The sequence below is a fragment of the Actinoplanes sp. CA-015351 genome, assembly GCF_050955685.1.
Lineage (GTDB): Bacteria > Actinomycetota > Actinomycetes > Mycobacteriales > Micromonosporaceae > Actinoplanes.
The window spans coordinates 6613125-6638234 of the sequence record NZ_CP192102.1; the positions used below are offsets into that span (position 1 = coordinate 6613125).

The window sequence follows — 25110 nt, forward strand, 5'->3', positions numbered from 1 at the left end:
GGTGTTGGCAAGAAAATCCACTCCCAAGGAGGTCCGCAGCGTGCTCGACCCACACGGGCTCTACGAGGTGATCGGTGAGCTTCCGGTCCTGGACAGCCCGGTGCTTCTCCAGGCGCTCACCGGATTCGTCGACGCCGGCAGCGCGATCCAGTTGTCCCGGGACCACATGCTGGAGCACCTGGAGAGCGAAGTCGTCGCGACGTTCGACCTGGATCAGCTCCTCGACTACCGTTCCCGCCGCCCCCCGATGATCTTCGTGGCCGACCACTTCGAGAGCTACGAGGAGCCGAACCTCGCACTGCACCTGGTGACCGACCAGCTCGGCACCAAGTTCCTGCTGCTCGCCGGCCCCGAGCCGGACCTGCAGTGGGAGCGGTTCATCGCGGCGGTCACCGAGCTCATCGAGGACCTGGACGTCAGCGTCACGGTCGGCCTCAACGCCATCCCGATGGCCGTGCCGCACACCCGCCCGGTCGGCCTCACCGCCCACGCCACCGACAAGCGCCTGATCGGCGACCACGAGTCCTGGCTGCAGCGGGTCCAGGTGCCGGCCAGCGTCGGCAACCTGCTGGAGTTCCGGCTCGGCCTGAGCGGTCACGACGCTCTCGGGTACGCCGCACACGTCCCGCACTACCTCGCGCAGACCGGTTACCCGGCCGCCGCCGAGCTGCTGCTGGACTCGGTGTCGGCGAGCACCGGGCTGGCGCTGCCGACCGGCGGGCTGCGGGAGTCGGCCAAGCTGGTCCGCGAAGAGGTGGACAAGCAGATCGCCGACGACGAGCAGGCGGGCCGTCTGGTCACCTCGCTGGAGGCGCAGTACGACGCGTTCGTCCGCGGGCGCCAGGGCAACCTGCTGGCCGACACCGACACCCCACTGCCCACGGCAGAGGAGCTCGGCGCCGAGCTGGAGCGGTTCCTGGCCGAGCAGACCCGGGAGGAGTAACCGGCATTCCGGACTTCTCACAGCGGCGGCGTTTCTTCGGAAGCGCCGCCGCTTTCGCGTTGGGGAATGTCGTACCCGTCGATTAGTATGTATGTACGAAAGAGGGGCCCTGAGCTGCTGATCTTCCGGCGTTCTTTGTCGTAGATCAGCAGGAGTGAGGAGACAACGTGACCACCTCCACCCTGTCCACGATCCCCCCTTATGCGACGATGCTCGGCTTCACTCGGTACGTGTCTCGCACCGGCCCCGCCAAGGCGACGTTCGTCGGCGGCCTGCGTCGTCAGCGGGAGCGCCGCTCCGGCTTCAACCCGCACGGCCAGCTGGTCAAGGCCCTGAAAACCGACATCGCCTTCCGCACCGGCGGCAGTTACCTGGCCGGCGTCGTCAGCCTGGTGAAAGACCGGTGGCAGCCCCTCTACTCCACGCTGCGCGCCGGCGCCCAGCAATACCTGACGTCCCTCGGCGACCCGGAAAAGGTCAGCCTCGCGCAGACCCGCGACGCGATCGCCACGGTCGGCCCCCTCGCCGTGAAGATCAACCCACACTTCGGCCTGCGCTTCGAGGACGGCCACCGCGAGGCCGTCCGGCTGCACTTCGACGAGGCGCCGCCGAGCGCCGAGGCCCTGACCGCGATGCTGCACCTGATGGCCCGGCACATGGACCAGATCCTGCCCAACGCCGAGCCGGTCCTGGTCGACGTCCGGCGCGGCGTCACTCACCGCCTCGACACGGCCGCTCAGCCGGCGCACATCGAGGCCTGGCTGGCCGGCGAGGCAGCCGCCTTCACCTCGATGTGGGGGACGACCGCCGCCTGATCCATCTCATTGGCTGAACAAGGGCCCGCGGAAATGCGGGCCCTTGTTCTAACCTGCCAACCGTGAGTCTGTCCCTCGACCTCGGCAACCTCGGGCCGCCGCGCTCCTGAGCGGAGCGCCCGCCACACCGTTCGAGCTGTCCTGCTCGACCGGTTGATCACCCCTGCGCTCCGCTGCCGGCCGAACCCTGACCGACTCACCTCATCGGAGCGCACGTGTCTTTCTCGTCCCGTCGCAGCCGTTCTTTCTCGTCCCGTTTCAACCGTTCTTTCTCGTCCCGTCTCAGCCTTCTGCAGCTCTCCGCCGCCGGGATCCTCTGGGGCACCGCCGGCGTCGTCGTCCAGGTCGTCGCCGAGTCCACCGGTCTCGGGGCCGTGGCGATCGGCTTCTACCGGCTTCTCTTCGCTGCCGCCGTGATGCTGCTGCTCGGCCTGCCTGCCCGGCGCCGGATCATCGCCGCATATCGCAGCGCGCCACTGGCGATCACGCTGGCCGGGGCCGGCCTGGCGTCGTACCAGGCGCTGTACTTCATCGCGGTACGCCTGGGCGGCGTCAGCATCGCGACAGTGGTCAGCCTCGGCATCGCCCCGGTGCTGCTCAGCGCGTGGGAAACCGTACGCACCCGGCAACGGCCCAGCACCGGCGTGCTGGGCGCCTCGGTCGCGGCGATCGCCGGACTCGTCCTGATCGCCGGCGCCACCGCCGACACCGGCACAGCCGCCGCTGGGCTCGGGCTGCTCGCCGCGGTCGGGTCCGGCATCGTGTACGCCGCGTCGACCGCGCTGAGCCGGCACACCACCCAGGGCGTCGAACCGCTGATCCTGACCACGCTGTCGTGTGCGATCGGCGCGCTCACCCTGCTGCCGGTCGCCGCTGTGGAGGGTTTGGCGTACAAGCCTTCACCGACGCCGATCGCGCTGCTCCTTTATGCCGGGGCGATCACCACGGCCCTGGCGTACGCGCTGTTCTACACCGGATTGCGGCGCACCACAGGCAGCGTCGCGGTCGTGGTCACCCTGCTGGAGCCGTTGACAGCGGCGCTGCTCGCGGTCCTGCTGATCAACGAACCGCTGGCCGCCACCACCATCGCCGGCGGAGCCCTGCTGCTGGGCGCGGTGGTTTCCCTGTATGCGACAACCACCGAGTCCACCGCCACCAACCAGTCCGCTTCCACACAGCGGCCACGCTAGATCTTGGCAGCGGGCGACCATCGTTCCGCCCGCCCGCCCGCCCGCCCGCTAGCTCGCCAGCCCGCTCGCCAGCCTGCTCGCCAACCCGCTCGCCAGCCCGCCCGCTAGCTCGCCAGCCCGTCAGCCAGCCCGCCACTGACCTGCTGTCAAAGGCCGGCACCCCGCCGGGTGAACCGCGAGCAGCCGCTCTGCCCGGACGGGCTCCGCCGCAGCCCCGATGCGTGTCGATTTAGGGCGCGATTCGAACCTCAAATCAACACACAGGGAGCCGCTCACGGTGTGCGTGTTGACTTTGGGTACGGATTGCGCCGTAAATCGACACACTGAAGCCTGAGCATCGTGCGATGTGCACGCGAACCAACTCGGGGCGGCCGGCTGTCACACACGGCTGCCGGCTGCACACCACGGCGACCGCTACGTGCAGCCCGTGCCGGCCCCGTGAGAGCGGGCAGCCGGCCCCGTGAGAGCGGGCAGCCGGCCACGTGGGGTGGGGGCTGGATGTGTCGGGGGTTAGCGGACCTCCAGTGGCAGGCGGATCAGGATTGTCGTGCCGGTGTCGCTGCCGGTCAGTTCTACGCTGCCCTGGTGTTTCTCCACGACCGCTCGGCTCAGCGTGAGGCCCAGGCCGCTGCCGGGGATTGCTCGGTCGTTGCCTCGGCTGGTGCGGTAGTGGCCGGTGAAGATCTGCTCCCGCTCGGCTCGGGGTACGTCGGCTGCCGCGTCGGAGACGGACAACTCCGCCGCTCGGCCGGTGCTTCGCAGCGAGATCGCCACGTGGCCGCCGTCGGGGCTGTAGCGGACCGCGCTGCCCAGCAGGTTCTGCACTATGTGGCGCAGCCGGTCCTTGTCGCCGGGGACGATCAGTTCGCCGGGCAGGTCGGTGTCGATGACGACCGGGGCGCCGTCGATCGCGCTGCGGGTTCGGTCGACCACGTCGCGGACCACGGCGGCCAGGTCGATCGGGGTACGCCGGACGTCCGCGTGGCCGGCGTCCAAGGCGGACAGCTCCAGCAGCTCGTTGATGATTTCGCGCAACGCCGTGGTGTTGCGTTCGATCACCTTGATGAGCCGGGGACCGTCGCGGACCAGAGTGGCCTCGTCGGCTTCGCCGAGCAGTTCGGTGTACGCGCTGATCGACGTGAGCGGAGTCCGCAGCTCGTGTCCGATCAGCGCGAGATACTCGTCCTTGCTCCGGGTCAGCTGGCGCTGGAGATCCTCGACCCGGCGGCGTTCGACGAACTGGCCGAGGTGGGCCGCTATCCCGGACATCAGGGCCAGCAGCTCGTCCTCCGGATCCTCGATCGTGTCGGCGAAAACGGTCAGTACGCCGATCGGGCCGGAGCCGTCGTGCACCGGGATGGCCAGCGCGGTGTGCAACCCGCCCGCTGCGGTCTCCGGTGAGATGAGGCTCTGCGGCCGGCCCACATCCCGGATCCAGAGTGGCTTGTCGACCTGCCAGGCCCGCCCTGCCAGGCCCTGTCCGTACGCGAGACGGTCCGGCACCGGAATGCCGGCCGGCAGACCGGGGGCGCTCCATCGGGCGGCCGCCCGGACGTCGCCCTCGTCGACGAGCCATAGTTCGGCGTGCACCCAGTCGAGGGCGCCGACGATCGCTTCGAGCACCCGCGGGCCGGCTGCCTCGATACTCGGCGCTTCGGCGAGGGCGGTCGTGACGGCCAGTTCACAGCTGCGGAAACTCTCGGCCCGGCGCTGCCGGGTCACGTCCTGGACGGCCTGGACCGCGCCGGTCACCCGGCCGTCGAGGCCGTGGATCGGCTGGGCGTCCATCACGTAGTGGTGGATGCGCCTGCTGCGGCCGTGCAGGGCCAGGTGCTCGTCGCGGATGACCTCGCCGCGCAGTGCCCGGACCAGGCCCAGGTCGTCGCGGGTGAGCGGGGTGCCGGTCGCGTCGGTGAGGCCGGGGACCGCCTCGGTGCCGAAGACGGTCTCACCCCAGAGGCGGCGCATCCGTTCGTTGACGATCGCGATCCGGCCGGAGGCGTCGCAGGCGACCACCCCGTCGTGCAGGCTGTCCAGCACGGCGTCAAGGAACCGGTGCTGCTGCTCCAGCTCGTACCGGGCGATCTGCTCGCCGATCAGCAGGGTGGCCACCTCGGAGGCCTCGTTGACCGCGGCGACCTGTTCCGGCGTCCACGGGCGCGGCCGGTGGTCGTACGCGAAGCACACGCCGAGGACCTTGCCGGCCCGGTCGTGCACCGGGCAGCCGAGGTACGCGCCACCACCGCGCCGGAGCAGGCCGTCCGGGATCCGCGGGTCGTCCTTGGCGTCCTCGACGATCAGGGTGGTGCCGGAGTTCACGACGACGCCGCCGAGGGAACCCTCCAGCGCGCTCTCGGCGACCACTTCCCAGTCGGCGGCGACACCCCAGCTGCCGTAGAGCCGCAGGCTGTCGTCCTCGACGAACTGGATGCAGGCGCTCGGCGCGCCCGCGGCCCGGGCGACCAGGGCGGCGAGCTGGTCGGCGGAGCCGCTGGTCAGCACGCCCCGATGCAGGGCGAAGACGTCCCGGAACGAACCGGCCCGGCGAGGCGCGGCAGCCGACGGAGGGTGGGCGCCATCAACACCAGCGGCAGCCGACGGAGGTTGGGTGCCATCAACTCCAGCGGCAGCCGCCGGCGGATGGTCGTTTCCGACACGATCACCGGCGGCTGTCCCCCCGTGAGGCCCGGCCGGGCGTGCGAGAGTCGCGGCTTCGGCCGCACCGGTCCCTGCGGACCGCCCGGCGTCGATGCCGGCGTCATCTCGGCGCATGGCTGACCTCCACCGTCAAGGGTAGAGGTGCGAATCGGCTAAAAGGCGCAAATTGCCAGAGCTGGAGACGGGTGCTGTTGCGGCGTCCCGCCGCTGTGGGGGCGGTCGTCCGGCGGATCGACTCCGGCGGACGGCCCTGCTCACTCTTGAGCGCTCAGGTTCGTGCGTACCGTAAATCGCTGATCGGGCGACCGGCGTCGGCGCCGCGCTTCTCGAACTTGGTGGTGGGTCGCGCATGCGGCTCGGCGGTCGCCGGGAGGCGACGCAGACCGGGAGTGGCGTCCAAGGTCTCCGCCATCGACTCGGCATAATGCGGCCAGTCCGTGGCGCAGTGCAGCACACCGCCGGGACGCAGGCGGTCGCGCAGGAGCGCGACGTTCGACGGCTGGATCAGCCGCCGCTTGTGATGCCGGGCCTTGGGCCAGGGATCCGGGAAGAAGACGTGCACGGCGTCGAGTGACTGCTCGTCGATGCGATGCACCAGCTCCATGGCGTCGCCGTGCGCGACCCGGACGTTTGTCAGGTGCTGCTCACCGACGAGCGCCAGGAGGTTGCCGATGCCCGGAGTGTGCACCTCGACACCGAGAAAATCCCGGTCCGGATCTGCCGCGGCCATCGCCGCGGTCGCGTCACCCATGCCAAAACCAATTTCGAGTACGACCGGAGCAGAGCGGCCGAACAATTCCGTGAGGTCGATCCTGCTCCGATCGCCGTCGACGACCGTCAATCCGAATGTCGGCCAGAGCTCGGCATGAGCGTCCGCATGGCGGGCACTCATCCGTCCCCGGCGAGGGTGGAACGTGCGAATGGGCCGGATGTTCGTCTCAGTCATGGCGGCCCCAGTGTAAAGGCAGTTATCGGACCACCGGCTGGACGCTCGGCTGCTCACCGGTCTTGAACGGGGTGCGCAGGCCGGTCGCCAGGCCGACCACGGTGACCCAGGTGGTTCCAGCGTTCTGGCTGGTCACCACGGCACGGGAGGCGTCGACGTAATCGAGCTCACGGTCCATCGCGTTGCCGATGGTCCGCTGCGCCCCGGTGATCGCGTCGTACTCGACCAGGTGCACCGGCTTGCTCTCGGTCGCGGTCTCACCCTCTTGGTACGCGGTGAAGGCCAGCTTTGCCCCGTCGGAACGCCAGCTCGGCACCACGGCGAAACCGCTGTTCTGCACGCCGCCACCGCCGAAGGCCGCCACTGTCTTCTCCCCGCCGGTCTTCACGTCACCGACACTCAGGCACGAGTCGTAGATCGACTCGCAGTCGCCGCCGCGGAACGCCAGCTGGACGCCGTCCGGGGACCAGGCCACCGAGTTGTCACTCTTCAGCTCTTTGGCCACGCTCTTCGCCGCCTCGGTCTCGGCCGGCAAAGCTTCGGTACGGCAGTCGCGCGGGAAGAGGACCTTCTCCTTCTTCGTGCCGTCGGCCGGGATGCTGTAGACACCCGGGCCGCCGTTGCACGACAGCGAGGAGAAGGCGAGCCACTTGCCGTCCGGCGACCAGGACGGTCCGGCCGCCGGACGGGTGGAGAGGCGGCGCTGGCCGGTGCCGTCCGCCTTCATGGTCCAGAGCTGGCCCTTCTTCAGGAAGGCGATCTGCTTGCCGTTCGGCGACCAGCGCGGCCGGGCGTGCGAGCCGCCGGTGGTCAGGCGCTGCTCGGTGGACCCTTTGCTGGTGTAGACGTCGCCGTTGCGGACGTACGCGACCATGCTCGGCAGCTGGGTGCTGGGCGCTGCCTTCACGGTCGCTGCCTGCCCGGTTGACGGGGTGCAGACAACACAGCAGAAGCTCGCTGCCGCCGCGATCGCCACGTTGCCCGCTACCTGACCGAAGTTCTTCTTCATGGCCGAACGCCCCCCGAAGTTCTGCCTGGTTACCGCTTGCACCGGAAGCATCGTCGCAACCGGCGAGCTGCTGAGCGGGAACCACGCGGATACCGAAAAATCACATCTGTTCGGGGTATGTCGGGGTGAACGAAAGGGTGAGCGTCCAATGGCCGTCGCCCATCACTGTCGACCGCCGGCGGCGCCGGAGCGGTGGCGGGCAGTGCCGGGCGGCGACCCGGCGGTGCCGGGGCGGCGACCCGGCGGTGCCGGGGCGGTGACCGGCGGTGCCGGGGCGGTGACCGGCGGTGCCGGGGCGGCGCCGGAGGTCCTTGGGCTGGTTGCGGGGCGGCTGATCGGGCCGGTTTGGCGAGGAGGAACGGCGCGGATCGGTCAGATCGTGAGCGGCCCGTTTGGTTGAGTCGAGTCTGGTGGATTCGCGTGGCCTGTGTAGTCCAGTCTCGACGAGGGCGGGTCGAACCGGTGGGACGAGACCGCACATAAGGCACAAGCAGGGTTGATGGAGCCGCACGCAACGGTTCGGTGCGCCCTGATCGACGCCAGGACCGTGACAGGAGGCCACGCAGGCATTACGTGATTCCTCGTCACCGTCGCCAGCCCTTTACGTGTGCCGCCGCCCCGCCCCGCGCCGTCCCGTCCCGTCTCGCCCCGTCTCGCCCCGCGCCGTCTCGCCCCGTCCCGTCTCGCCCCGCCCCGTCCCGTTTCGCCCCGCCCCGTCCCGTCTCGTCCTGTCTCGTCTCGTTCCGTCTCGTCTCGTCCCGCCTCGTCCCGTCTCGTCTCGTCCGTCTCGCCTGGATCTTGTGGACTTCTCCGCAGACGTGTGCGCACAACTCAACAAGATCGAAAAAGTCCGGCCGATCTTGCGGAGTTACGCGCAAACAGTTCGCCGAACTCCACAAGATCCGTGAAGCACCACGCTCACAACGTCGGAACTGTGAAGCTCCGCGTTCGCCACGTCGGAGCTGTGAAGCACCACGCTCACAACGTCGGAACTGTGAAGCTCCGCACTCGCCACGCCGGAAGCGTGAAGCACCGCGTTGGCCGAACTCCGGAAGCCGGTGGGGCATAGAACACCCGCGAGTCTCCAAGATCCGGCACTGTCCACCCGCTGTGGCGCTGAACAAAGCTCCCAGACCACCCAAACCGACACGCCACTCGCGGCCGCCCCCCAAAGTCGTGCGCTCGTGGTCGATCGGGTGGCCGAACCGCACAAGATCTCTGAGCGGCACCTCGCTTCAAGAAACCGCCGCGACGCCGCGCCGCCACGACACCCTGAAACCGCCGCGCCGCCACGACACCCCGAAACCGCCGCGCCGCCACGACACCCCGAAACCGCCGCACCGCCACGACACCCCGAAACCGCTACCGCTCCGCGAATGGCGAAACTCGAGCGGCCCGAGCTTGCCAGGATCGCGGCTGGGCGCCGGTGATGGCCGCGATCCTGGCAAACTGCACCCGCCAATTCAGCCCGGGCTTGCCACGATCCCAAGACCCGGAGCGGGCGGACGCGAGGAGGGGCGGGTGGGTCAGTTGTGCGGGTGGACCACTGCTGCCGCTCCGCCGCCTCGGCGGGTGGGTTCGGCTGAGGCTGTGTAGCCGCCTCGGCGGGTGAACTCGATTGCTGTTGCCGCGCCCAGTTCGGCCACGTCGGGGCCGAACGTGTGGCCTCGGGCGATCAGGGCGGGGCCGTGGAGCGTACGGAAAGCGGCCTCGGCCTGGACTCCGGCGCTGTTGCGCTGTGAGGCTCGCGGCGCCGCCATGGCCTCCGGCAGGGTCATGCCGAGTTCGACGCGGTTGAGCAGCACCTGCAGCACCGTCGTGATGATGGTCGCGCCGCCCGGTGAGCCGAGGGCGAGGAACGGCTTGCCGTCCTTCAGAACGATTGTCGGCGACATCGAGCTGCGCGGGCGCTTGCCGGGGCCGGGCAGGTTCGGGTCGGCGGCGGTGCCCTGGGTCGGTGCGAAGTTGAAGTCGGTCAGCTCGTTGTTCAGCAGGAAGCCACGACCGGGAACGACCATGGCGTTGCCGCCGGTCTGCTCGATGGTGAACGTGTACTCGACGATGTTGCCCCAGCGGTCGGCCACGGTCAGGTTGGTGGTGCTCTGGCCCTGCTCGGTCGGTCCGCCGACGGTCGCCGGCGTGCAGCCGGACGCGGTCAGGTCGCCCGGCGGCACCGGCTTCACCAGCGCCTTTGCCGGATCGATCTGGCAGGCCCGCTTCGCGGCCCAGCGGTCGGAGACCAACTGCTTCACCACCTGCTGCGAGGTGTACGCCCCAACGTGGCGATTCCGGTCGGCAAAGGCCAGCGCCGACGCCTCCAGGTAGTAGTGCAGCTTGTCCGTCGCGGTGGCCGACCCCGGCAGGCCCTTCTCGATGATGTTGAGCGCTTCGCTGACCGCGATGCCGCCGGACGACGGGGTGTTCATCCCGTACACGGTCAGGTTCTCGTAGTCGGAACGGGTCGGCGACGGGAAGCGGAGCTGGTATCGGGCCAGGTCGGCCTTGGTCAGCTCACCGGGCCGGATCGGGTACGCCCAAGCACCGGTCGGCACGTCCGCGACCGGCGGATTCTGCACCGTCTCGACCAGGTCGCCGGCGATCGCGCCACGGTAGAACACGCCGGTGCCCTTGCGCGCGATCAGCCGGTACGTGTCGGCGAGGTCCGGGTTCCGCAGTGTGGTGCCGACCGCGGGAGGCGCCCCGCCGGGCAGGTAGATCTCCCGGGTCGAGTCGAACTGGCCGAACGCGGCCGCGTTGTCGGTGACCTGCTGCCGGAACGTCGCGTCGACCGGGAATCCGCGCGAGGCCACGTCCGCAGCGGGCTTCAGGCCGGCCGCGAGCGAGCGGGTCCCCCATTTGCGGGCCGCCGCCTCCCACGTCGCCAGGGTGCCGGGCACGCCGACGGAGAGCCCGCTGACCCTGGCTTCGGGGAAGTCGTACGGCAACCCGTCGGCCGGGTCGATGAAGTACTTCTCGGTCATCGTGGCCGGGCCGGTCTCGCGCCCGTCGATCGTGGAGACGCTGCGCCGCTTGGCGTCGTAATAGACGAAGAATCCACCGCCGCCGATGCCGGCCGAGAACGGCTCGGTCACGCCGAGGGTGGCCGCCGCAGCGATCGCGGCGTCGACCGCGTTGCCGCCGTGGCGCAGCACGTCGAGGCCGACCGCGGTGGCGGTGGGGTCCACGGTGGCGATCGCGCCGCCATAACCGCTGGCAGTGGGGCCGGGTACCGGTGTGCCGGCGGCCGCCGGTGGAGCCGCGACCGCGACTCCCAGTGTGGTCAGGGACAGCGCAGTCAACGCGGGCAGGAACCGCATCGGCCCTCCAGTCAGGACAGTGTCGGTTGTCGATTCCCTGCCTACCGGGGAACCGGCCAAGGCACAACCGCAGAGACCAACGCTCAACCCACGCCGTACGGCACCGGCTCGACCGGCGGGCAGGTGGTTCCGGGCGCCGGCATGGTCAGCGCGGTCAGATAACGGTCGGCGGCACCGGACACACAATCGCTGTGCCCGTACGCCACGTGGCCCCAGCCGTCGTAGGTGACCAGCCGGGTTTTCGGGCCGAGCTGCCCGGCCACGTTCTTGGCCCAGGCGTACGCGGTCGCCGGGTCGTGCCGTGAGTTGACCACCAGCACCGGCACGGCCGAGGCCGGGATCGGGTGCTGCGGGTCGGACGGCGGGTCGGGCCAGCCCTCGCAGCCGGAGACCGCGGTGAGCGCCAGCGGCGAGGCCCGCATCTGCGGCGCCTTGGCGGCGGCGCCGGCGAGCAGCTTCTGGTACCCGGCCCAGCCGCCGACCGGCAGCGCCCAGTCCCGGCACATCACGGCCGGGAAGGCGTGCGGGGTGAGGTCCAGCTCGGGCAGCGCGCGGCGGCCGGCCGGGGCGGGCTCGTACGCCTCCTTCAGGTAGTGGGCGAACGAGAACCACTGCGGATCGTAGAACGCGCTGAACGCCGCCGAGATCAGCTCCCAGACCCGCAGCTTGGCGGGCGGGTCGTACGGGTCGTTGAGTGTGCCGGCCGCGGCCCGTTCCATCAGCCGGGCCCAGATCGCCGTGACGTCGCGGCCGTGCAGCGCGCACTCGGTGTCCCGGCCGCACCAGGCGACGAACTGATCGAACGAGTCCTGTGCCGATTCCGCGGTCCGACCGAGGAAGTCCTCGACGCCGGAGCTGTGGTCCATGACGCTGTCCAGCACCAGCGCCCGCAACCGGGTGGGGTATCGCTCGGCGTAGAGCTGGCCGATCAGCGACCCGTACGACGCGCCGTAGAAGCTGATCTTCTGTTCACCCAGGGCGATTCGGACCGCGTCCATGTCGCGGGTTACGTCGCCGGTGCCGGCGTGGTGGAAGACCGGGCCGCTGCGCGACGCGCAGTCCTTCGCGAGCCGCCGGTTGTAGGTGCCGAGCTGAGCGAACTCGGTCTCGTTCGCGGCCAGCGGCGACGGTTTCGCGTCGACCAGGTCCTGGGAGCAGAGGATCGGCGCGCTGCGGCCGACCCCGCGCGGGTCGATGCCGACGATGTCGAACCGGCGTTCCACCTCGCTGCCGAAGAACTCGGTGTCCAGTGCCTGGTTGACGGCCGAGGCGCCGGGTCCGCCCGGGTTGACCATGAGTACGCCGATCCGCCGGGCCGGGTCGCCGGCCGGCCGCCGGGCCAGCGTCAGCTCGATCGACGAGCCGTACGGCTGGGACCAGTCGGCGGGCACCCGCATCGTGCCGCACTGGGCCTTGGCGTCCTCAGGGCACGGTTCCCAGCGGATGACGGCGGCGTTGTCGTACCGCTGCGGCGGGGGCGCTCCGTGTGTTGGTTCGGCGTTAGCGGGCTGTTGCGCGTACAGGAGAAGGGTTGTGAGGGTGAGGACCGCGGCCGTGACCGGCCGCAGTGATCTTTGGTGTCCCGCTCGCAAAACCCATCTCCGCCCTAATCCGGCAAATCGCTATATTCAGCTTAGATTGAGCAGCCTTGAGATCGTCTTCGGGTGCGGCGGGCCGGGCCAGTCGTGCACGTTCGTGGCAACGTTGACTGATGAATGTGATCCGCACCTCGCGCCTGGCCCTCGCGGCAACGGGCGCCGCTCTGCTGACGGCGTGCTCCGGCTCGGAGGGCGCGGAGGGGCCGGCGCCGACGGTGCAGCCGGTGCCGGCGGTCTCGACGGCAGCACCGCCGAGCACCGAAATCGAGACCAGAAACAACGCCAAAAATCCGGATCTGTCGGCTGCGGAGACCATCGCGACCAGCATCGGCGTGCCGTGGGGCCTGGCGTTCCTGAGCGACGGCAGCGCGCTGGTCGCCGAACGCGACAGCGGGCGGGTGCTCCAGGTGACGCCGGGCAGCGAGCCACGCGAGGTCTACACCGTGCCGGGAGTGGACGCCGGCGGCGAAGGCGGCCTGCTGGGACTCGCCGTGAAGGACGACTGGGTCTACGCGTATTTCACCGGCGACCAGGACAACCGGATCGTCCGCTTCAAACTGACCGGAAAGGATCAGCCGGAGGTGATCTTCGACGGCATCACGAAGGGCGGCCGGCACAACGGTGGGCGGATCGCCTTCGGACCGGACGGGATGCTCTACGCGGGCACCGGCGACGCGAGCGAGGAGTCACGCTCGCAGGACCGGGACGACCCGAGCGGCAAGATCCTGCGGCTGACCCCGGACGGCGACCCGGCGCCCGGCAACCCGTGGGAGGGATCACCGGTCTGGACGCTGGGCCATCGCAACGTGCAGGGCCTGGCCTGGGACGACCAGGGCCGGATGTACGGGATCGAGTTCGGGCAGAACAAATATGACGAGGTCAACGTGATCGAGAAGGGTAAGAACTACGGCTGGCCGGAGGTGGAGGGCCGGGGCGGCGACTCCCGGTTCGCCGAGCCGCTCGTGCAGTGGACCACTGACGAGGCCTCACCGAGCGGCGCGGCGGTCGCCGGCGACACGCTGTACGTGGCGGCGCTGCGCGGTGAGCGGCTGTGGACGGTCCCGCTCGGCGGTGGCTCGACCAAGGCCGAGCTCACCGGTGAGTACGGGCGGTTGCGTACGGTCGCCGTGGCCCCCGACGGTTCGCTGTGGCTGACCACATCGAACACCGACGGCCGCGGCGACCGGCGCGACGGCGACGACCGGATTCTTCGATTCCCGGCGCGATGACGCCTACCTGCTGGACGGCTGGACCTGGGGCAGCGCCGAGATGGCCTGCGCGTACTTGCTGACCTGGCGCTTGTTGGGGACGACCCCGTAAACCCGGAGCTGTTCCTGGATCGCGTCCTTGATGGCGTCCTCGGACTGACCGCGATGGGTCAGCGAGACCTGGTTGACGACGTAGTCGACGCGGAGCTGGACCTGCCAACCGGGGTCGCGACGGCCACCTGAGGTGAGGCTGCTGAGTGCGCTGAGTGCTTGCATGCCCGGGTTATCGGTCGTGCGATTACCGGTCCAAGATATGAGGACCCTGTGCAACACGACCGCAACCCGGGCACACCGAGCTGGCCATTAAACCTCTCGGTCGGACCCTTCCAGGGGCTCCGCGGGCTCGTTCCTGACGGGATTCAGCTTCAGCCAGACCAGCATGAAGATGCCCAGGGCCAGCATGGCGAGGCCCATCCAGAGGTTGATCCGGACACCCTGCGCCTTGTCGATCTCGGCCTGGGTGTCGAAGATCCCGATCCCGGTGACGATCAGGCCGTAGACCACGAACAGGCCGCCGATCACCAGGCGTACGTCGAACAAACGATTCTTGTCAGGCATGGTTCAGCTCCTCACCAGACCGGGATGTACAGAAGGACGGCGAGCGCCACGGCGATCGCGCCGAGCAGGACCGGGTTGCGCCACCAGACCTTCTCCCCCGCGATGATCGTCTCGCCGGAGGTGGACTCGCCGCCCAGGCCGTAGACCAGGCCGCGCAGCTCGTCGTCGGACTTGCTGGTGCTCTTGGTGAACTGGGTGACCACGACCGCGACCACGACCGCCGTGACGAACGCGGCGCCGGCGCCCCAGAAGCTCTCCGACAGGTCGGAGTTGAAGTTGAAGACCTCGGTGAGGTGACCGATGTACAGCGTCAGGGAAGCCAGGAAGCCGAGCAGCAACGACCAGAACCCGGCCCAGGGCGTCATCTTCTTCCAGAACATGCCCACGATGAACGTGGCGAACAGCGGCGCGTTGAACAGGCTGAACAGCGCCTGGATGTAATTCATGATGTTGGAGAAGCCGGCCGCGATGAACGCCGTGCCGATGCCGACCACGATGCCGCCGATGGTGGCGAGCCGGCCGATCCGGATGTAGTAAGCGTCGTCCCGGTCCTTGCGGACGTACGGCCGCCACAGGTCGTACGTGAAGACGGTGTTGAAACCGCTCACGTTCGCCGCCATACCGGCCATGAACGAGGCGATCAGACCGGTCACCGCCACGCCCAGCACACCGTTCGGCAGCAGGTCACGCATGAGCAGCGGGATGGCGTTGTTGTAGACCAGGTCGCCCTCGTCGGCGCCCAGTCCCTGGATGGTGACCAGGGCGATCAGACCGGGGATGACGGTCACCGCGGGGATCAGCAGCTTCGGGAAGGCGCCGATGATCGGCGTACGCCGGGCCGCGCTCATGTCCTTGGCGCTCAGTGCCCGCTGCACCTCGGCGAAGTTCGTGGTCCAGTACCCGAAGGAGAGCACGAAACCGAGGCCGAAGATGATGCCGATCCAGCTCGCGCCGAGCGGATTGTCGGTGCTTCCGGTATTCGCGAACGTGTGCAGCCCGGCCTCGCCGAGCGGTGTCTGCCGCACCTTCTCGAACAGGCCGTCGATGCCACCGACCTTGACCAGTCCGATCACCGTGATCGGGATCAGGCCGGCCAGGATGACGAAGAACTGGAGCACCTCGTTGTAGATCGCCGAGGAGAGACCACCGAGGGTGATGTAGATCAGCACGATCGCCGCGCCGATCACGATCGACAACCAGAGAGGCCAGCCCAGCAGCGCCTGCAGGATCAGCGCCAAGGCGTACAGGTTGACACCGGCGATCAGCACCTGGGCGAGGGCGAAGCTCAGCGCGTTGAACAGGTGGGTGGGCCGGTTGAAGCGCCGTCGCAGGAACTCAGGGACGCTGTGCACCTTGGAGCCGTAGTAGAACGGCATCATCACGATGCCGAGGAACACCATGGCCGGCACCGCGCCGATCCAGTAGTAGTGCAGGGTCATCAGGCCGTACTCAGCGCCGTTGGCGGCCATGCCGATGATTTCCAGGGCGCCCAGGTTGGCCGATACGAAGGCCAGACCGGTCACCCAGGCAGGCATCGACCGCCCGGACAGGAAGAAGTCGGCACTGCTTTTGATCGCACGGCGGGCGGCGAAGCCGATCCCCAGCACCGTGACGAAATACAGAGTGAGAATCAGGTAATCGACGATGCCGACATCAAGCCGAAGACCCTCCGCAGCCAGTGTTCGCACGGGCCCACCTCCATTGGTCGGCCCGTGCTATGCCCTTAACGAAGATTTTTCACACGAGACTCACAGAGTGGCGATCGCCTCAGGTGTGATCTCGGATATACCGGACACCACGAGGCGGGCCTGCGCGAGCGCGTCCGGCGCCGGCGGGTACACCCCGTGCGGCACCGCGATCACCGTGAGACCGGCGGCCGCGGCCGAGCGCAGTCCGTTGCTGGAGTCCTCGATCGCGGCGCAGTCGTCCGGGGTGAGACCGAGTTTCTGCACCGCGGTGAGGTACACGTCGGGCGCCGGCTTGCCGCGCGGCACCTCCTCGGTGGAGAGCGTCACCTCGAACGCGTCGGTGATCCCGGCCGTCGCCAGGACCTGGTCGATCAGGATCCGCGCCGACGAGCTGGCGAGCGCGAGGCGGTAACTGCCCTGCAGAGCCCGGACGACCTCGACCGAACCCTTGATCAGCGGCAGCGCGTCCTGATAGCGCTGCGCCATCCGGCCCAGCACGTCCGCCGCCACCTGCTCGGCGGTACGCGGAACGCCGACCTCGTCGGCCAGGTGCGCCGACCACTCGCCGGTGCTCATCCCCATCATCCGGTCCTGGCTGTCCGGCAGGAATTCGCGTCCGAACTCGGCCACGTAACCGCGCCGGACGTCCTCCCAGACCTCCTCGGTATCGATGATCACGCCGTCCAGGTCGAAGACGACCGCCTTGACCTTGCTCACAGCGCCTCCAGAGCGGGCACGATCTCGTCGCGGTAGATCTCGAACTTCTTGGTGTCCCAGGCGTCGGGCACCCCGCCGTGCATCACGGTGAAGCCCATCGCCTGGAAGCCACGGGCGGCCTCCAGGATCTCGGCCGGCGAGTCCGGGAAGCGGTAGATCACCGTTTTCTCGATCTCGTCGTAGTCGCGGCCCACCGTGTCGCAATGCCGTTTCAGCACGTCCAGCTTGTGCTGCAGCTCCGGGCCGGGGAACAGGTTGCAGGCGTCCGCGTACTTCGCGACCAGCAGCAACGTCTTCTTCTCACCGGCGCCACCGATCAGGATCGGCGGGCGGTGCAGCGGCAACGGCGAGTTGAGCAGCCGGTCGAGCTGGTAGTGCTTGCCCTGGAAGGCGGTCTCGTCGCCGTCGAACATCTGCCGGCAGATCCGCAGCGCCTCCTCAAGGCGCTCGAACCGCTCGGCCGTGGGCGGGAACGGCAGGCCCAGGCCGGCCGACTCCTCCGCGTTCCACGCGGCGCCGATGCCGAGCATGGCCCGGCCACCGGAGAGCACGTCGAGGGTGGTGACACATTTCGCCAGAAGCCCCGGCTCGCGGTAGACGACACCGGTCACGAGGGTGAGCAGTTTCGCGGTGCGGGTGTGCGCGGCCAGGAATCCGAGCGCGGTGTAGGCCTCGAGCATCTCCTGCTCGGGTGGCCCGTTGACACCGATTTGCCAGACGTGATCCATCACGCTGATCCGCTCGAAACCGGCCTGGTCGGCGGCCGAGGCCACCTCGGCGAGGGTCGGGCCGAGGCGCTGCGCGCCGTCCGGCCACGTGAAATTGGAGATGTGCAGACCGAGTTTCACATCGAAGACCTTACCCCATGTGTACGCACGGTAACCGGTTTGGCGGGTTCGGCGCTTTCGGCCCGATGCGATGATCACTATCAACCGTTAGGCCCGGTTGCTACGGGGTTGCAGGCGGGTAGCTTCGGCTCTGCACCGCAGCCGAGCCGGGAGCCGCCGCACCATGCCAGTTCAGCCGAGTCACCTGGCCCGAACAACATCACCCTCCGTGAGCGTAGTGATCGCTGCCGGCGACGTTTCGAAGCTTCCCGTGTTGCTGGGCGCGCTGCCACCTGTCGACGAAGTGGTCGTTGTGGTCGGCCGTAACGACGACACCACCCGGGCACTGCCCCGGGGGGCGCGGACGATCCGGCAGACGCGTACCGGCGCTGGTAACGCGCTGGCCTGTGGTGTCGACGCCAGCACCGGCGACGTGGTGGTCACGCTGCCCGGCGACGGTTCCTGCGACCCGGCCGAGATGCCCCGGCTGCTGGACGCGCTGCTCGAGGGCGCCGACGTGGTGCACGGCTCCCGATACCTGACCGGCCGGCCCGGCGTGTTCGACATGGTGGTGCTCTGGTTCCTGCGGGTGCTCTTCGACTGCCGGCCCACCGACCCGGGCCACGGGTTCCGCGCCTTCTGGCGCGACAGCGTGGGCCAGCTCGGCCTGCCCCGGGTCGCCGGCCTGGATCCGGTACGCGGCGACGGCGCCGAGATCGAGCCCCTGCTGGCCGTCCGCACCGCTTCGTCCGGCCTGCGCGGCGCCGAGGTGCCCACCACGGTCCTGTCGCCGGCGTCCGGCAGTTCCCCGCTCACCGCCGTGCGGGCCTTGGTTGCCGAGCACTTCGAGCGGCGGCGCGGTGCCCGGGCGGGCGCTCCGTCCAGCATCGTCGTCCTGACCGGAAAACCGGGCGCGCCGTCCACGGCGGGAAAGCCGGCCGCCGCAACCGCGGCGCCGGCTCACCCGCTGATCAACAAGCCCGGTGCAGGCGCCCGCCCGGGCGTGGCCAACGGCACGACCTGGCCGGCACCGAACCAGCGCTCCGGGACGGCGGCCGATCACCCGAACAGCAGAGGCCTGCTCCCCGGCACTCCCGGTTTCGTCGAGCGCCGTCACGGCGGCGAACGTCGCAACAGCGACCGTGCCCGGGCCACCGGCAATCAAGACCGCCGGCGTGCCGACCTCCCGTTCGCCGGCCGCGGCTGGGGCAAGCCCCGGCTGGACGCCCCGGACAACCTCGCTCGCCGGCAGTGGCGCGACAACCGCACCAAGCAGAACGTCCGCGACACCGGCGGCGGCCGCCCCAACCTCCGCGTGATCAACGGCGAGGGCACCGGCCCGACCACCCGCCGCAACGGCCACCTGCGCTCCGTCTGACCACCACCAGCACCCGCGCCCCACGCAGGGCGGCCTCCGGGCCGCCAGCGCGGGCCGTCAGCGCGGGCCGGCGGAGGGCGTCAGCGGTTGCGCAGGCGGGGCAGGATCTCGGTGGAGTACAGCCGGAGGAAACGCTCCTGGTCCGGGCCCGGCGCGTGGAACACCAGGTGTTTGAAGCCCATGTCCAGATATTCGGTGACCTTGGCGGCGTGCTCCTCCGGGTCGGACGAGACGATCCACCGGGTGGCGGTCCGCTCGACCGGCAGCGCGTCGGCGAGCCGCTGCATCTCGACCGGGTCCTCGACGCCGGTCTTCTCCTCCGGCGACAGGGCGAGCGCACCCCAGTAATGCGTGTCGTTGCGGGCCCTGTCGATGTCGTCATCGAACGAGACCTTCACCTCGATCAGCAGATCCAGGTCGTCGGCCTTGCGACCGGCTTTCTCAGCACCCTCGGCCACGGCCGGCAGCAGCGTGTCGGTGTAGAGACCGTGTCCCTTGCCGCTGGTCGTGATGAAGCCGTCGGCGATCCGCCCGGCGAGCCGGGTCGCGGCCGGCCCGGAGGCGCCGATGTAGATCGGGACGGGCGTCGAAGGCTTGTCGTAGATGGTGGCGTTCTCGGTCTTGTAGAACTGCCCCTGGTACGTCACCCGGTCCTCGGCCCACAGCTTCTGGATCAGCAGGACGGCCTCCTTGAGCCGGGCGAACCGCTCCTTGCCGTCCGGCCACTGGGTGCCGAGCAGCACCTCGTTGAGCGACTCGCCGGACCCGACGCCGAGGATGGCGCGGCCCGGCGCCAGGCAGCCCAGCGTCGCGAAGGCCTGCGCGACCACAGCCGGGTGGTAACGGAACGTGGGCGTCAGCACGCTGGTTCCGATCAACACCTTTTCGGTACGCGCGGCGAGCGCACCCAGCCACGGCAGAGCCGCCGGCGCGTGTCCGCCGTCGTGCCGCCACGGCTGAAGGTGATCGCTGACGAAAACCGAGTCGAAACCCAGCTCTTCCGCGAGAATCCCGTATTTGAGCAGCTCAGCCGGTGCGAACTGCTCAGCCGATGCCTTGTATCCGAACCGAATCATGAAAGAAAGACTAACCCGCTGCGCGGTACGCCTTACCTGCCTCGGTGGGGGTCTTCCCATCTTCGTAGAGCCCGAAGTCCACGCTGTCGTCGACGGCCGGCAGGCCGAACCAGGCGTACCGCTGGACGAACGAGCGTTTTTCCAGGCCGGCGGTCGCGCCCTTGATGAAGGTGACCTTCTGCGCGTCGCTGGGATAGCGCGGAGTGGCGCCGAAATTGATCAGGCCGAACTCGGTGATCCAGATCGGCTTGTCGTACCGCTTGTGCACCGCGTCGACGTACCCGAGGAATTGATCGACCGAGGCCTTGCTGAAGTCGGAGCCGTACCAATGCAGGGCGATCGCGTCGACCCGCAGGCCCGTGGCGGAAGCCCCGGACATGAATCTGTCCAGCCAGCCGCCGGCGGTGTCGCCGCCGAACGCGACCGCCGGGCTGACCAGAGTCATTCCGGTCGCCTCCAGTTTCGGCCAGGCGGCCAGCGCCGCTTCGACGCTCATGTTGGACTGCTCGGCCAGATCCGGCTCGTTGAAACCGAGCAGCACGTCGCCCTCGGATTTCGCCTCTTTCAGGGTGGCGTCGGTGACGTTCGCGGCGCCCCAGATCATCGGCACGAATTCCACGCCGGCCGGGCCGGGCACCTCGTTGTCGTTCGGCGCCCAGTCGTAGTACCAGCCCGCGCCGACGTCTTTCAGCGCCGCTTTCGCGCCGCTGAACTTCCAGACGCCGACGCCTTTTTTCGCGGAGATGGCGGCGGGCGCCGCGGCCGGTTTCCGGGATGCCTGCGGCGACGCTGACGGAGAGGACGAAGGCGACCGCGAGACGGACGGCGACGGCGAGGCCGAAATGGCGGGCGCCGGTGCCGAAGAAGCGACCGCCGGAACAACGACGGCGGCCGGTGATGCCGCAGGAGAAGAAGGCGATTGGTACGCCACCACGAGCCCACCCGCTCCGGCGACAGCACCGGCCGCGAGGGTGCCGGCGAGCACCTTCTGCACGACTGATCCGCCCGCTTTCGCCGCGAGCTTTACGGGTACGGCTTTTGCTGCGGTTGTGGCGCTGGTAGCCGTACCGGAAAGGTTTGTGAAATAAGCCGGCGGCAATGGCACCAAGGCCATGCCCGCCAGAAGCCGCTCGGCGGCGATGAGGTCGTGCCAGGCGGCGCCACAGTTGCGGCATTCCCGGGTGTGCCGGGCAATGCGTTTGCGCCAGAGCGCGCCCGGACGACCGTCCCAACCGGCCAGCAGAGAGATCAGCTCGGCGCAGCGGGGTGTGCGATGCAGCGCCCGGACCACCGCACGGGCCGTCTCCAGCTGGCCTTTCATCCGCTGAATACGCACGGCGGCGTGCTGGCGGCCCACTCCGGTCGCCTCGACGATCTCGTCGCGGGTGAGTTCGCCGGAGGCCTCCAGCCACCAGAGGGAGAGCAGTTCGCGGTATTCCTCGTCGAGCCAGCGGGTCGCCTCGGCGGTCTCCCGGCGCTGGCCGGAGAGCTCCAGCCGGGTGATCGCCAGATCGGTGAAGTCGGCGCCCGGATCGCGCAGGTCGGGGTCGAGGATCTCGTCGGCCGCGCTGTGCCGGCCGCGGAACCTCTCCCGCACCTGGCGCACCGTGATCGCCACCAGCCACGAGCGGAACGCCTCGGGCTCGCGCAGCTCACCGAGGTTGCGCAGAACCCGGATCATGACTTCCTGCACGACGTCGTCGACGTCGGCATGGCCCTCCAGAGCCCGGCCCACGATGGTGTAGACCAGCGGCAGGTAGCCGGCGACCAGGCGGTCGACCGCGGCCGGATCCCCCGCACGGGCGGCCAGCACCGTCGCGATGTCGGGTTGTCGAGCCATGGTTCCGCCTTTCCTGGGCATACACGCGTCCACCGCATAGGGAGACGGGTGCGAGGACCATGGATAACACGAATCGGGGAGCTTGTTCAGGGCCGGCGGTTAGCCGGCGGCCCGAGCGGGAACAGAATGTCCATGCGTATGTCGGTCCGGCTCAATCTGCCACGCGAGGTGGACAGCGTCCCCGCCGTGCGCCGGCTGCTGCGCTGCGCGTTGACGATCCTGCGCGTGGATCGCCAGGCCGGCGCCGATCTGGAGATCGCCCTCACCGAGGCGTGCGCCAACGTGGTCAACCACGCCACCGGTGCGAACAACTTCGAGGTACACCTCGACGTCGCACCGGACCGCTGCTCGATCGATGTCGTCGACGACGGCAACGGGTTCGACCTGACCGCGGCGAGCGAGACGTCCCCGAGTGCGGACAGCGAGCGCGGACGTGGCCTTTTCCTGATCCGGGCGCTCGGTGAGAACGTGCGGATGCAGTCGAGCGCGCGTACCGGAAGTCTCATCCACTTCGAGAAGTCCTTCGCCTGAAGCAACTCCCGCGCGCCGGATGGGCCAGTGGCCTGTCCGGCGCCGAATTTGCTTGCCGTATAACAAATACCGGTCCCTGGAGAGGAGTGTGTGCGGTGTCCGACCAACCAGTTCCCCTCGGCGTTCTGCTTCGTGCTGCGCCGCCTGATCGCCTGCCCGAGGTCGCCGCCGAACATCTGCGCCGGCACTTCGGCGCCGACACCAGCGAGGTGTTCCTCGCTGACCTGACCCTGACCCGCCTGTGCCCGATGATCGGCTCGGACGCCAACGACCCGGCTGCCATGCGCTGCCTCGGAAATCAGCAGGTCGCCGTCGAGCTCACGGCCGGTGGCGCCGCGCGGATGCATCTACCGCTGAACAGCTGGGGTGAGCGGCTCGGCGTACTGCGCCTGGAGCTGCCGGCCCGGCCCGGCCCGGAGCTCACCGAGCAGCTGACCGTGATCGCCGACGAGCTGGCCGTCGCCCTGCGGGCCGCCGACACCAGCACCGATCGGTACCGCCGTGCGCAGCGCCGGGCCCGGCTCACGATGGCCGCCGAGCTCCAGTGGGAGCTGCTGCCCGGACGATCCCTCGGTGACGAGCGGTTCCTGGTGGCCGGCCAGCTTCAGCCCGCGTACGACGTCCATGGCGACCACTTCGACTGGGCACTGGACGGCGACCGCCTCACCATCACGGTGCTGAACGGCTCCGGCGACGGCATGGACGCGGCGCTGCTGACCACGGTCGCGGTCAACGCGATGCGCAACGCCCGCCGCTGCGGCTCCGACGTCGTCGAGCAGGCCGAGCTGGCCTCCGACGCGGTGCACGCGCTGCGCGGCGGTGCCGCTCACGTCGCCACCCTGCTGCTCGAGATCGACCTGGTGAGCGGGCAGGTGGCCGCCGTCGACGCCGGATCACCGCGCTGCATGATCGCCCGCGAGGGTGGGGTCGAGCCGGTCGCCCTGGAGCAGCAGCTGCCGTTCGGGATGTTCCCGGAGGCGCATTACGAGATCCAGCGGTTCCGCCTCGAGCCGGGCGACCGGATGCTCGTGGTGAGTGACGGTGTGCACGCCGCCGTACCCGGTGGGCGGTCCCCGTTCGGTGAATCCGCCCTGCTCAACGCCGTTCGCCGGACACGCTTGCAGCCGGCGACCGAAGCGGTGGGTACCGTGATGAGAGGTTTGCACGACTACCACGCCGGAATTGATCCGGAGGACGACGCTGTGACGGTCTGTCTCGACTGGCGGCGCTGACTTCGGTTCGATCGGCATACGACCGGGTAGAGGTGCAGGCTTACGGGTCCGCGACTTCGACAACGGGGATCGGCATGGAACGCGCCACCGAGCTAGCCGACGCCGTAGAGGCGTCGGTCGAAGCCTTGACGGCTGTGCTCGAACGCGCCCGGCTGGCGCTGAACCCCACCGTGCCACCGGCCCAGCTGCGGGTGCTCACGATCGTTGCCGGCAACCGGCACACCAACATGAGCAGATTGGCCGAGGCGCTGGACGTCGTCCCCTCCTCGGCCAGCCGCCTCTGTGACCGCCTTGAGGCGACCGGGCTGCTGCGCCGGGTCGCCGACCCCCGGGACCGCCGGGAGGTGCGGCTGCTGCTCACCCCGGCGGCTGGCCGGCTGCTCACCGACCTCCGGGAACGGCGGCGCGCCGCGCTCGACGAGGTGCTCGACCGGATGCCGGCCGCCGCCCGGCAGGACCTGCTGCGGTCGCTCCAGGCGTTCGAGGCGGCGGCGGGTCCCCAGGCCGAGTCGGACGGCAACCTCCGTACGGCCTAGGCTGGGCACGTGCGTATCGGCATCGTGATCCTCCCTGACCAGCGCTGGTCCGAATCTCGCGGACGCTGGCGTCTCGCCGAGGAGTACGGCTTCGACCACGCGTGGACGTACGACCACCTCGGCTGGCGTGACCTCGTCGACGGGCCGTGGTTCGACGCGGTCCCGACGCTGACCGCCGCGGCCGCGGTGACCGAGCGGATCCGCCTCGGCACGTACGTCGCCTCGCCGAACTTCCGGCACCCGGTGCATTTCGCCCGGGAGTCGACAGCTATCGACGACATCTCCGGTGGCCGCCTCATTCTCGGTCTCGGCGCCGGTGGCATCGGTTTCGACTCGGCCGTCCTCGGCCGTCCGGAACTGACCCCGCGCGAGCGGGTGGACCGGTTCGCCGAGTTCCTGGAACTGTTCGACACGATTCTGCGCAACCCGGCGACGACGTGGTCGGGCAGTTATTACGACGCTGTCGACGCCCGCAGCACCCCGGGACCGGTTCAGCAGCCCCGGCCGCCGTTCGTGGTGGCCGCCAACGGGCCGCGAGCGCTGCGCCTGGCCGCGAAGTACGGCGACGGCTGGGTCACCACCGGCCCGCAGGCGTGTGACACGGCGGAGCAGTGGTGGGCCTCGGTCGCCGAGACCCGGGAGAAGTTCGACGCGACGCTGGAGGCCGCCGGCCGCCCGCTCGACGCGGTGGATCGTTATCTCAACCTGGACTCGTCGCCCGTTTACTCATTGAGCAGCGTGGAATCCTTCACCGACGCGACCGGTCGGGCACGCGAGCTCGGATTCACCGACGTGATCACGCATTGGCCCCGGGAGTCCAGTTGGTACGCGGGCGACGAGAAGGTGCTCGAGGCCGTTGCGGCCGAGCTCCCACGGATCCGCCGAAGCTGATTTATCCGGGCACTTCACGTCCATTTCGGACGCGCCAAGTGGGATTTCTCACGGATGCTGTGCCGGTGGCGCGGCACCGGCACAGCATCACG

General features: G+C 69.4%; 21 protein-coding genes. 9 read left to right on the plus strand and 12 right to left on the minus strand.

What is annotated here, in order from left to right; all coding sequences use genetic code 11:
* The first annotated feature begins 40 nt into the window (after positions 1-40).
* The 3 genes from ACQP2E_RS30095 to ACQP2E_RS30105 all read left to right on the plus strand — a co-directional run bounded on the left by ACQP2E_RS30095 (position 41) and on the right by ACQP2E_RS30105 (position 2948).
* Positions 41-943 (plus strand): proteasome assembly chaperone family protein, encoded by a 903-nt coding sequence (locus ACQP2E_RS30095; protein ID WP_433826310.1) that lies wholly within the window; start codon positions 41-43, stop codon positions 941-943.
* 167 nt (positions 944-1110) lie between these two features.
* Positions 1111-1758: a hypothetical protein gene (locus ACQP2E_RS30100; RefSeq protein WP_433826311.1), complete on the plus strand. Its 648-nt coding sequence runs from the start codon at positions 1111-1113 to the stop codon at positions 1756-1758.
* A 215-nt stretch (positions 1759-1973) separates the two neighbouring features.
* Positions 1974-2948, plus strand: a complete 975-nt coding sequence (locus ACQP2E_RS30105; protein WP_433826312.1) for a DMT family transporter — start codon at positions 1974-1976, stop codon at positions 2946-2948.
* Positions 2949-3458: 510 nt separating this feature from the next.
* Here the strand turns inward: ACQP2E_RS30105 and ACQP2E_RS30110 are convergent.
* From ACQP2E_RS30110 to ACQP2E_RS30130, 5 genes are all read right to left on the minus strand, one after another.
* Complete coding sequence (locus tag ACQP2E_RS30110) at positions 3459-5450, minus strand: ATP-binding protein (protein ID WP_433826313.1); 1992 nt, start codon at positions 5448-5450, stop codon at positions 3459-3461.
* A 424-nt stretch (positions 5451-5874) separates the two neighbouring features.
* Positions 5875-6498, minus strand: coding sequence for a tRNA (guanosine(46)-N7)-methyltransferase TrmB (gene trmB / locus ACQP2E_RS30115; protein ID WP_433834096.1), 624 nt, complete (start codon positions 6496-6498; stop codon positions 5875-5877).
* A 76-nt stretch (positions 6499-6574) separates the two neighbouring features.
* Positions 6575-7561 (minus strand): TolB family protein, encoded by a 987-nt coding sequence (locus tag ACQP2E_RS30120; RefSeq protein ID WP_433826314.1) that lies wholly within the window; start codon positions 7559-7561, stop codon positions 6575-6577.
* Positions 7562-9087: 1526 nt separating this feature from the next.
* The gene (gene ggt, locus ACQP2E_RS30125) at positions 9088-10878 is read right to left on the minus strand and encodes a gamma-glutamyltransferase (protein WP_433826315.1); all 1791 of its coding nucleotides are present in this window, start codon (positions 10876-10878) and stop codon (positions 9088-9090) included.
* Positions 10879-10961: 83 nt separating this feature from the next.
* On the minus strand, positions 10962-12275 hold the full coding sequence (locus tag ACQP2E_RS30130; protein ID WP_433826316.1) for an alpha/beta hydrolase: 1314 nt from the start codon (positions 12273-12275) through the stop codon (positions 10962-10964).
* Between the two features lie 314 nt (positions 12276-12589).
* On the opposite strand from ACQP2E_RS30130, the gene ACQP2E_RS30135 reads away from it, so the two are divergent.
* Positions 12590-13705: a PQQ-dependent sugar dehydrogenase gene (locus ACQP2E_RS30135; protein ID WP_433826317.1), complete on the plus strand. Its 1116-nt coding sequence runs from the start codon at positions 12590-12592 to the stop codon at positions 13703-13705.
* 3 nt (positions 13706-13708) lie between these two features.
* On the opposite strand, the gene ACQP2E_RS30140 is transcribed toward ACQP2E_RS30135, so the two are convergent.
* The 5 genes from ACQP2E_RS30140 to ACQP2E_RS30160 form a co-directional block, all read right to left on the minus strand.
* The gene (locus tag ACQP2E_RS30140) at positions 13709-13960 is read right to left on the minus strand and encodes a hypothetical protein (RefSeq protein WP_433826318.1); all 252 of its coding nucleotides are present in this window, start codon (positions 13958-13960) and stop codon (positions 13709-13711) included.
* Positions 13961-14047: 87 nt separating this feature from the next.
* Positions 14048-14302: a hypothetical protein gene (locus ACQP2E_RS30145; RefSeq protein WP_433826319.1), complete on the minus strand. Its 255-nt coding sequence runs from the start codon at positions 14300-14302 to the stop codon at positions 14048-14050.
* An 11-nt stretch (positions 14303-14313) separates the two neighbouring features.
* Positions 14314-15990: a sodium:solute symporter family protein gene (locus ACQP2E_RS30150; protein ID WP_433826320.1), complete on the minus strand. Its 1677-nt coding sequence runs from the start codon at positions 15988-15990 to the stop codon at positions 14314-14316.
* Between the two features lie 60 nt (positions 15991-16050).
* Positions 16051-16707, minus strand: a complete 657-nt coding sequence (locus tag ACQP2E_RS30155) for an HAD family hydrolase (RefSeq protein ID WP_433826321.1) — start codon at positions 16705-16707, stop codon at positions 16051-16053.
* Complete coding sequence (locus tag ACQP2E_RS30160; RefSeq protein WP_433826322.1) at positions 16704-17555, minus strand: LLM class F420-dependent oxidoreductase; 852 nt, start codon at positions 17553-17555, stop codon at positions 16704-16706. Before ACQP2E_RS30160 ends, ACQP2E_RS30155 begins: the two co-directional genes overlap by 4 nt.
* Positions 17556-17763: 208 nt before the next feature.
* Here ACQP2E_RS30160 and ACQP2E_RS30165 point away from each other — a divergent pair, with 208 nt between their 5' ends.
* Entirely contained in the window at positions 17764-18912 is a 1149-nt protein-coding gene (locus tag ACQP2E_RS30165) for a glycosyltransferase (RefSeq protein WP_433826323.1), read from the plus strand.
* Positions 18913-18992: 80 nt separating this feature from the next.
* Here the strand turns inward: ACQP2E_RS30165 and fgd are convergent, their stop codons facing one another.
* Together fgd and ACQP2E_RS30175 are read right to left on the minus strand one after the other, a co-directional pair.
* Positions 18993-19988, minus strand: a complete 996-nt coding sequence (gene fgd / locus ACQP2E_RS30170; RefSeq protein WP_433826324.1) for a glucose-6-phosphate dehydrogenase (coenzyme-F420) — start codon at positions 19986-19988, stop codon at positions 18993-18995.
* 10 nt (positions 19989-19998) lie between these two features.
* Positions 19999-21828: a sigma-70 family RNA polymerase sigma factor gene (locus ACQP2E_RS30175; RefSeq protein WP_433826325.1), complete on the minus strand. Its 1830-nt coding sequence runs from the start codon at positions 21826-21828 to the stop codon at positions 19999-20001.
* Positions 21829-21960: 132 nt separating this feature from the next.
* Between ACQP2E_RS30175 and ACQP2E_RS30180 the strand changes: the two genes are divergently transcribed.
* The 4 genes from ACQP2E_RS30180 to ACQP2E_RS30195 all read left to right on the plus strand — a co-directional run bounded on the left by ACQP2E_RS30180 (position 21961) and on the right by ACQP2E_RS30195 (position 25018).
* On the plus strand, positions 21961-22359 hold the full coding sequence (locus tag ACQP2E_RS30180; RefSeq protein WP_433826326.1) for an ATP-binding protein: 399 nt from the start codon (positions 21961-21963) through the stop codon (positions 22357-22359).
* A 95-nt stretch (positions 22360-22454) separates the two neighbouring features.
* Positions 22455-23591: a PP2C family protein-serine/threonine phosphatase gene (locus tag ACQP2E_RS30185; RefSeq protein WP_433826327.1), complete on the plus strand. Its 1137-nt coding sequence runs from the start codon at positions 22455-22457 to the stop codon at positions 23589-23591.
* Positions 23592-23665: 74 nt separating this feature from the next.
* The gene (locus ACQP2E_RS30190; RefSeq protein ID WP_433826328.1) at positions 23666-24127 is read left to right on the plus strand and encodes a MarR family winged helix-turn-helix transcriptional regulator; all 462 of its coding nucleotides are present in this window, start codon (positions 23666-23668) and stop codon (positions 24125-24127) included.
* A 9-nt stretch (positions 24128-24136) separates the two neighbouring features.
* Positions 24137-25018 (plus strand): LLM class flavin-dependent oxidoreductase, encoded by an 882-nt coding sequence (locus tag ACQP2E_RS30195; RefSeq protein ID WP_433826329.1) that lies wholly within the window; start codon positions 24137-24139, stop codon positions 25016-25018.
* The last annotated feature ends 92 nt before the right edge of the window (positions 25019-25110 follow it).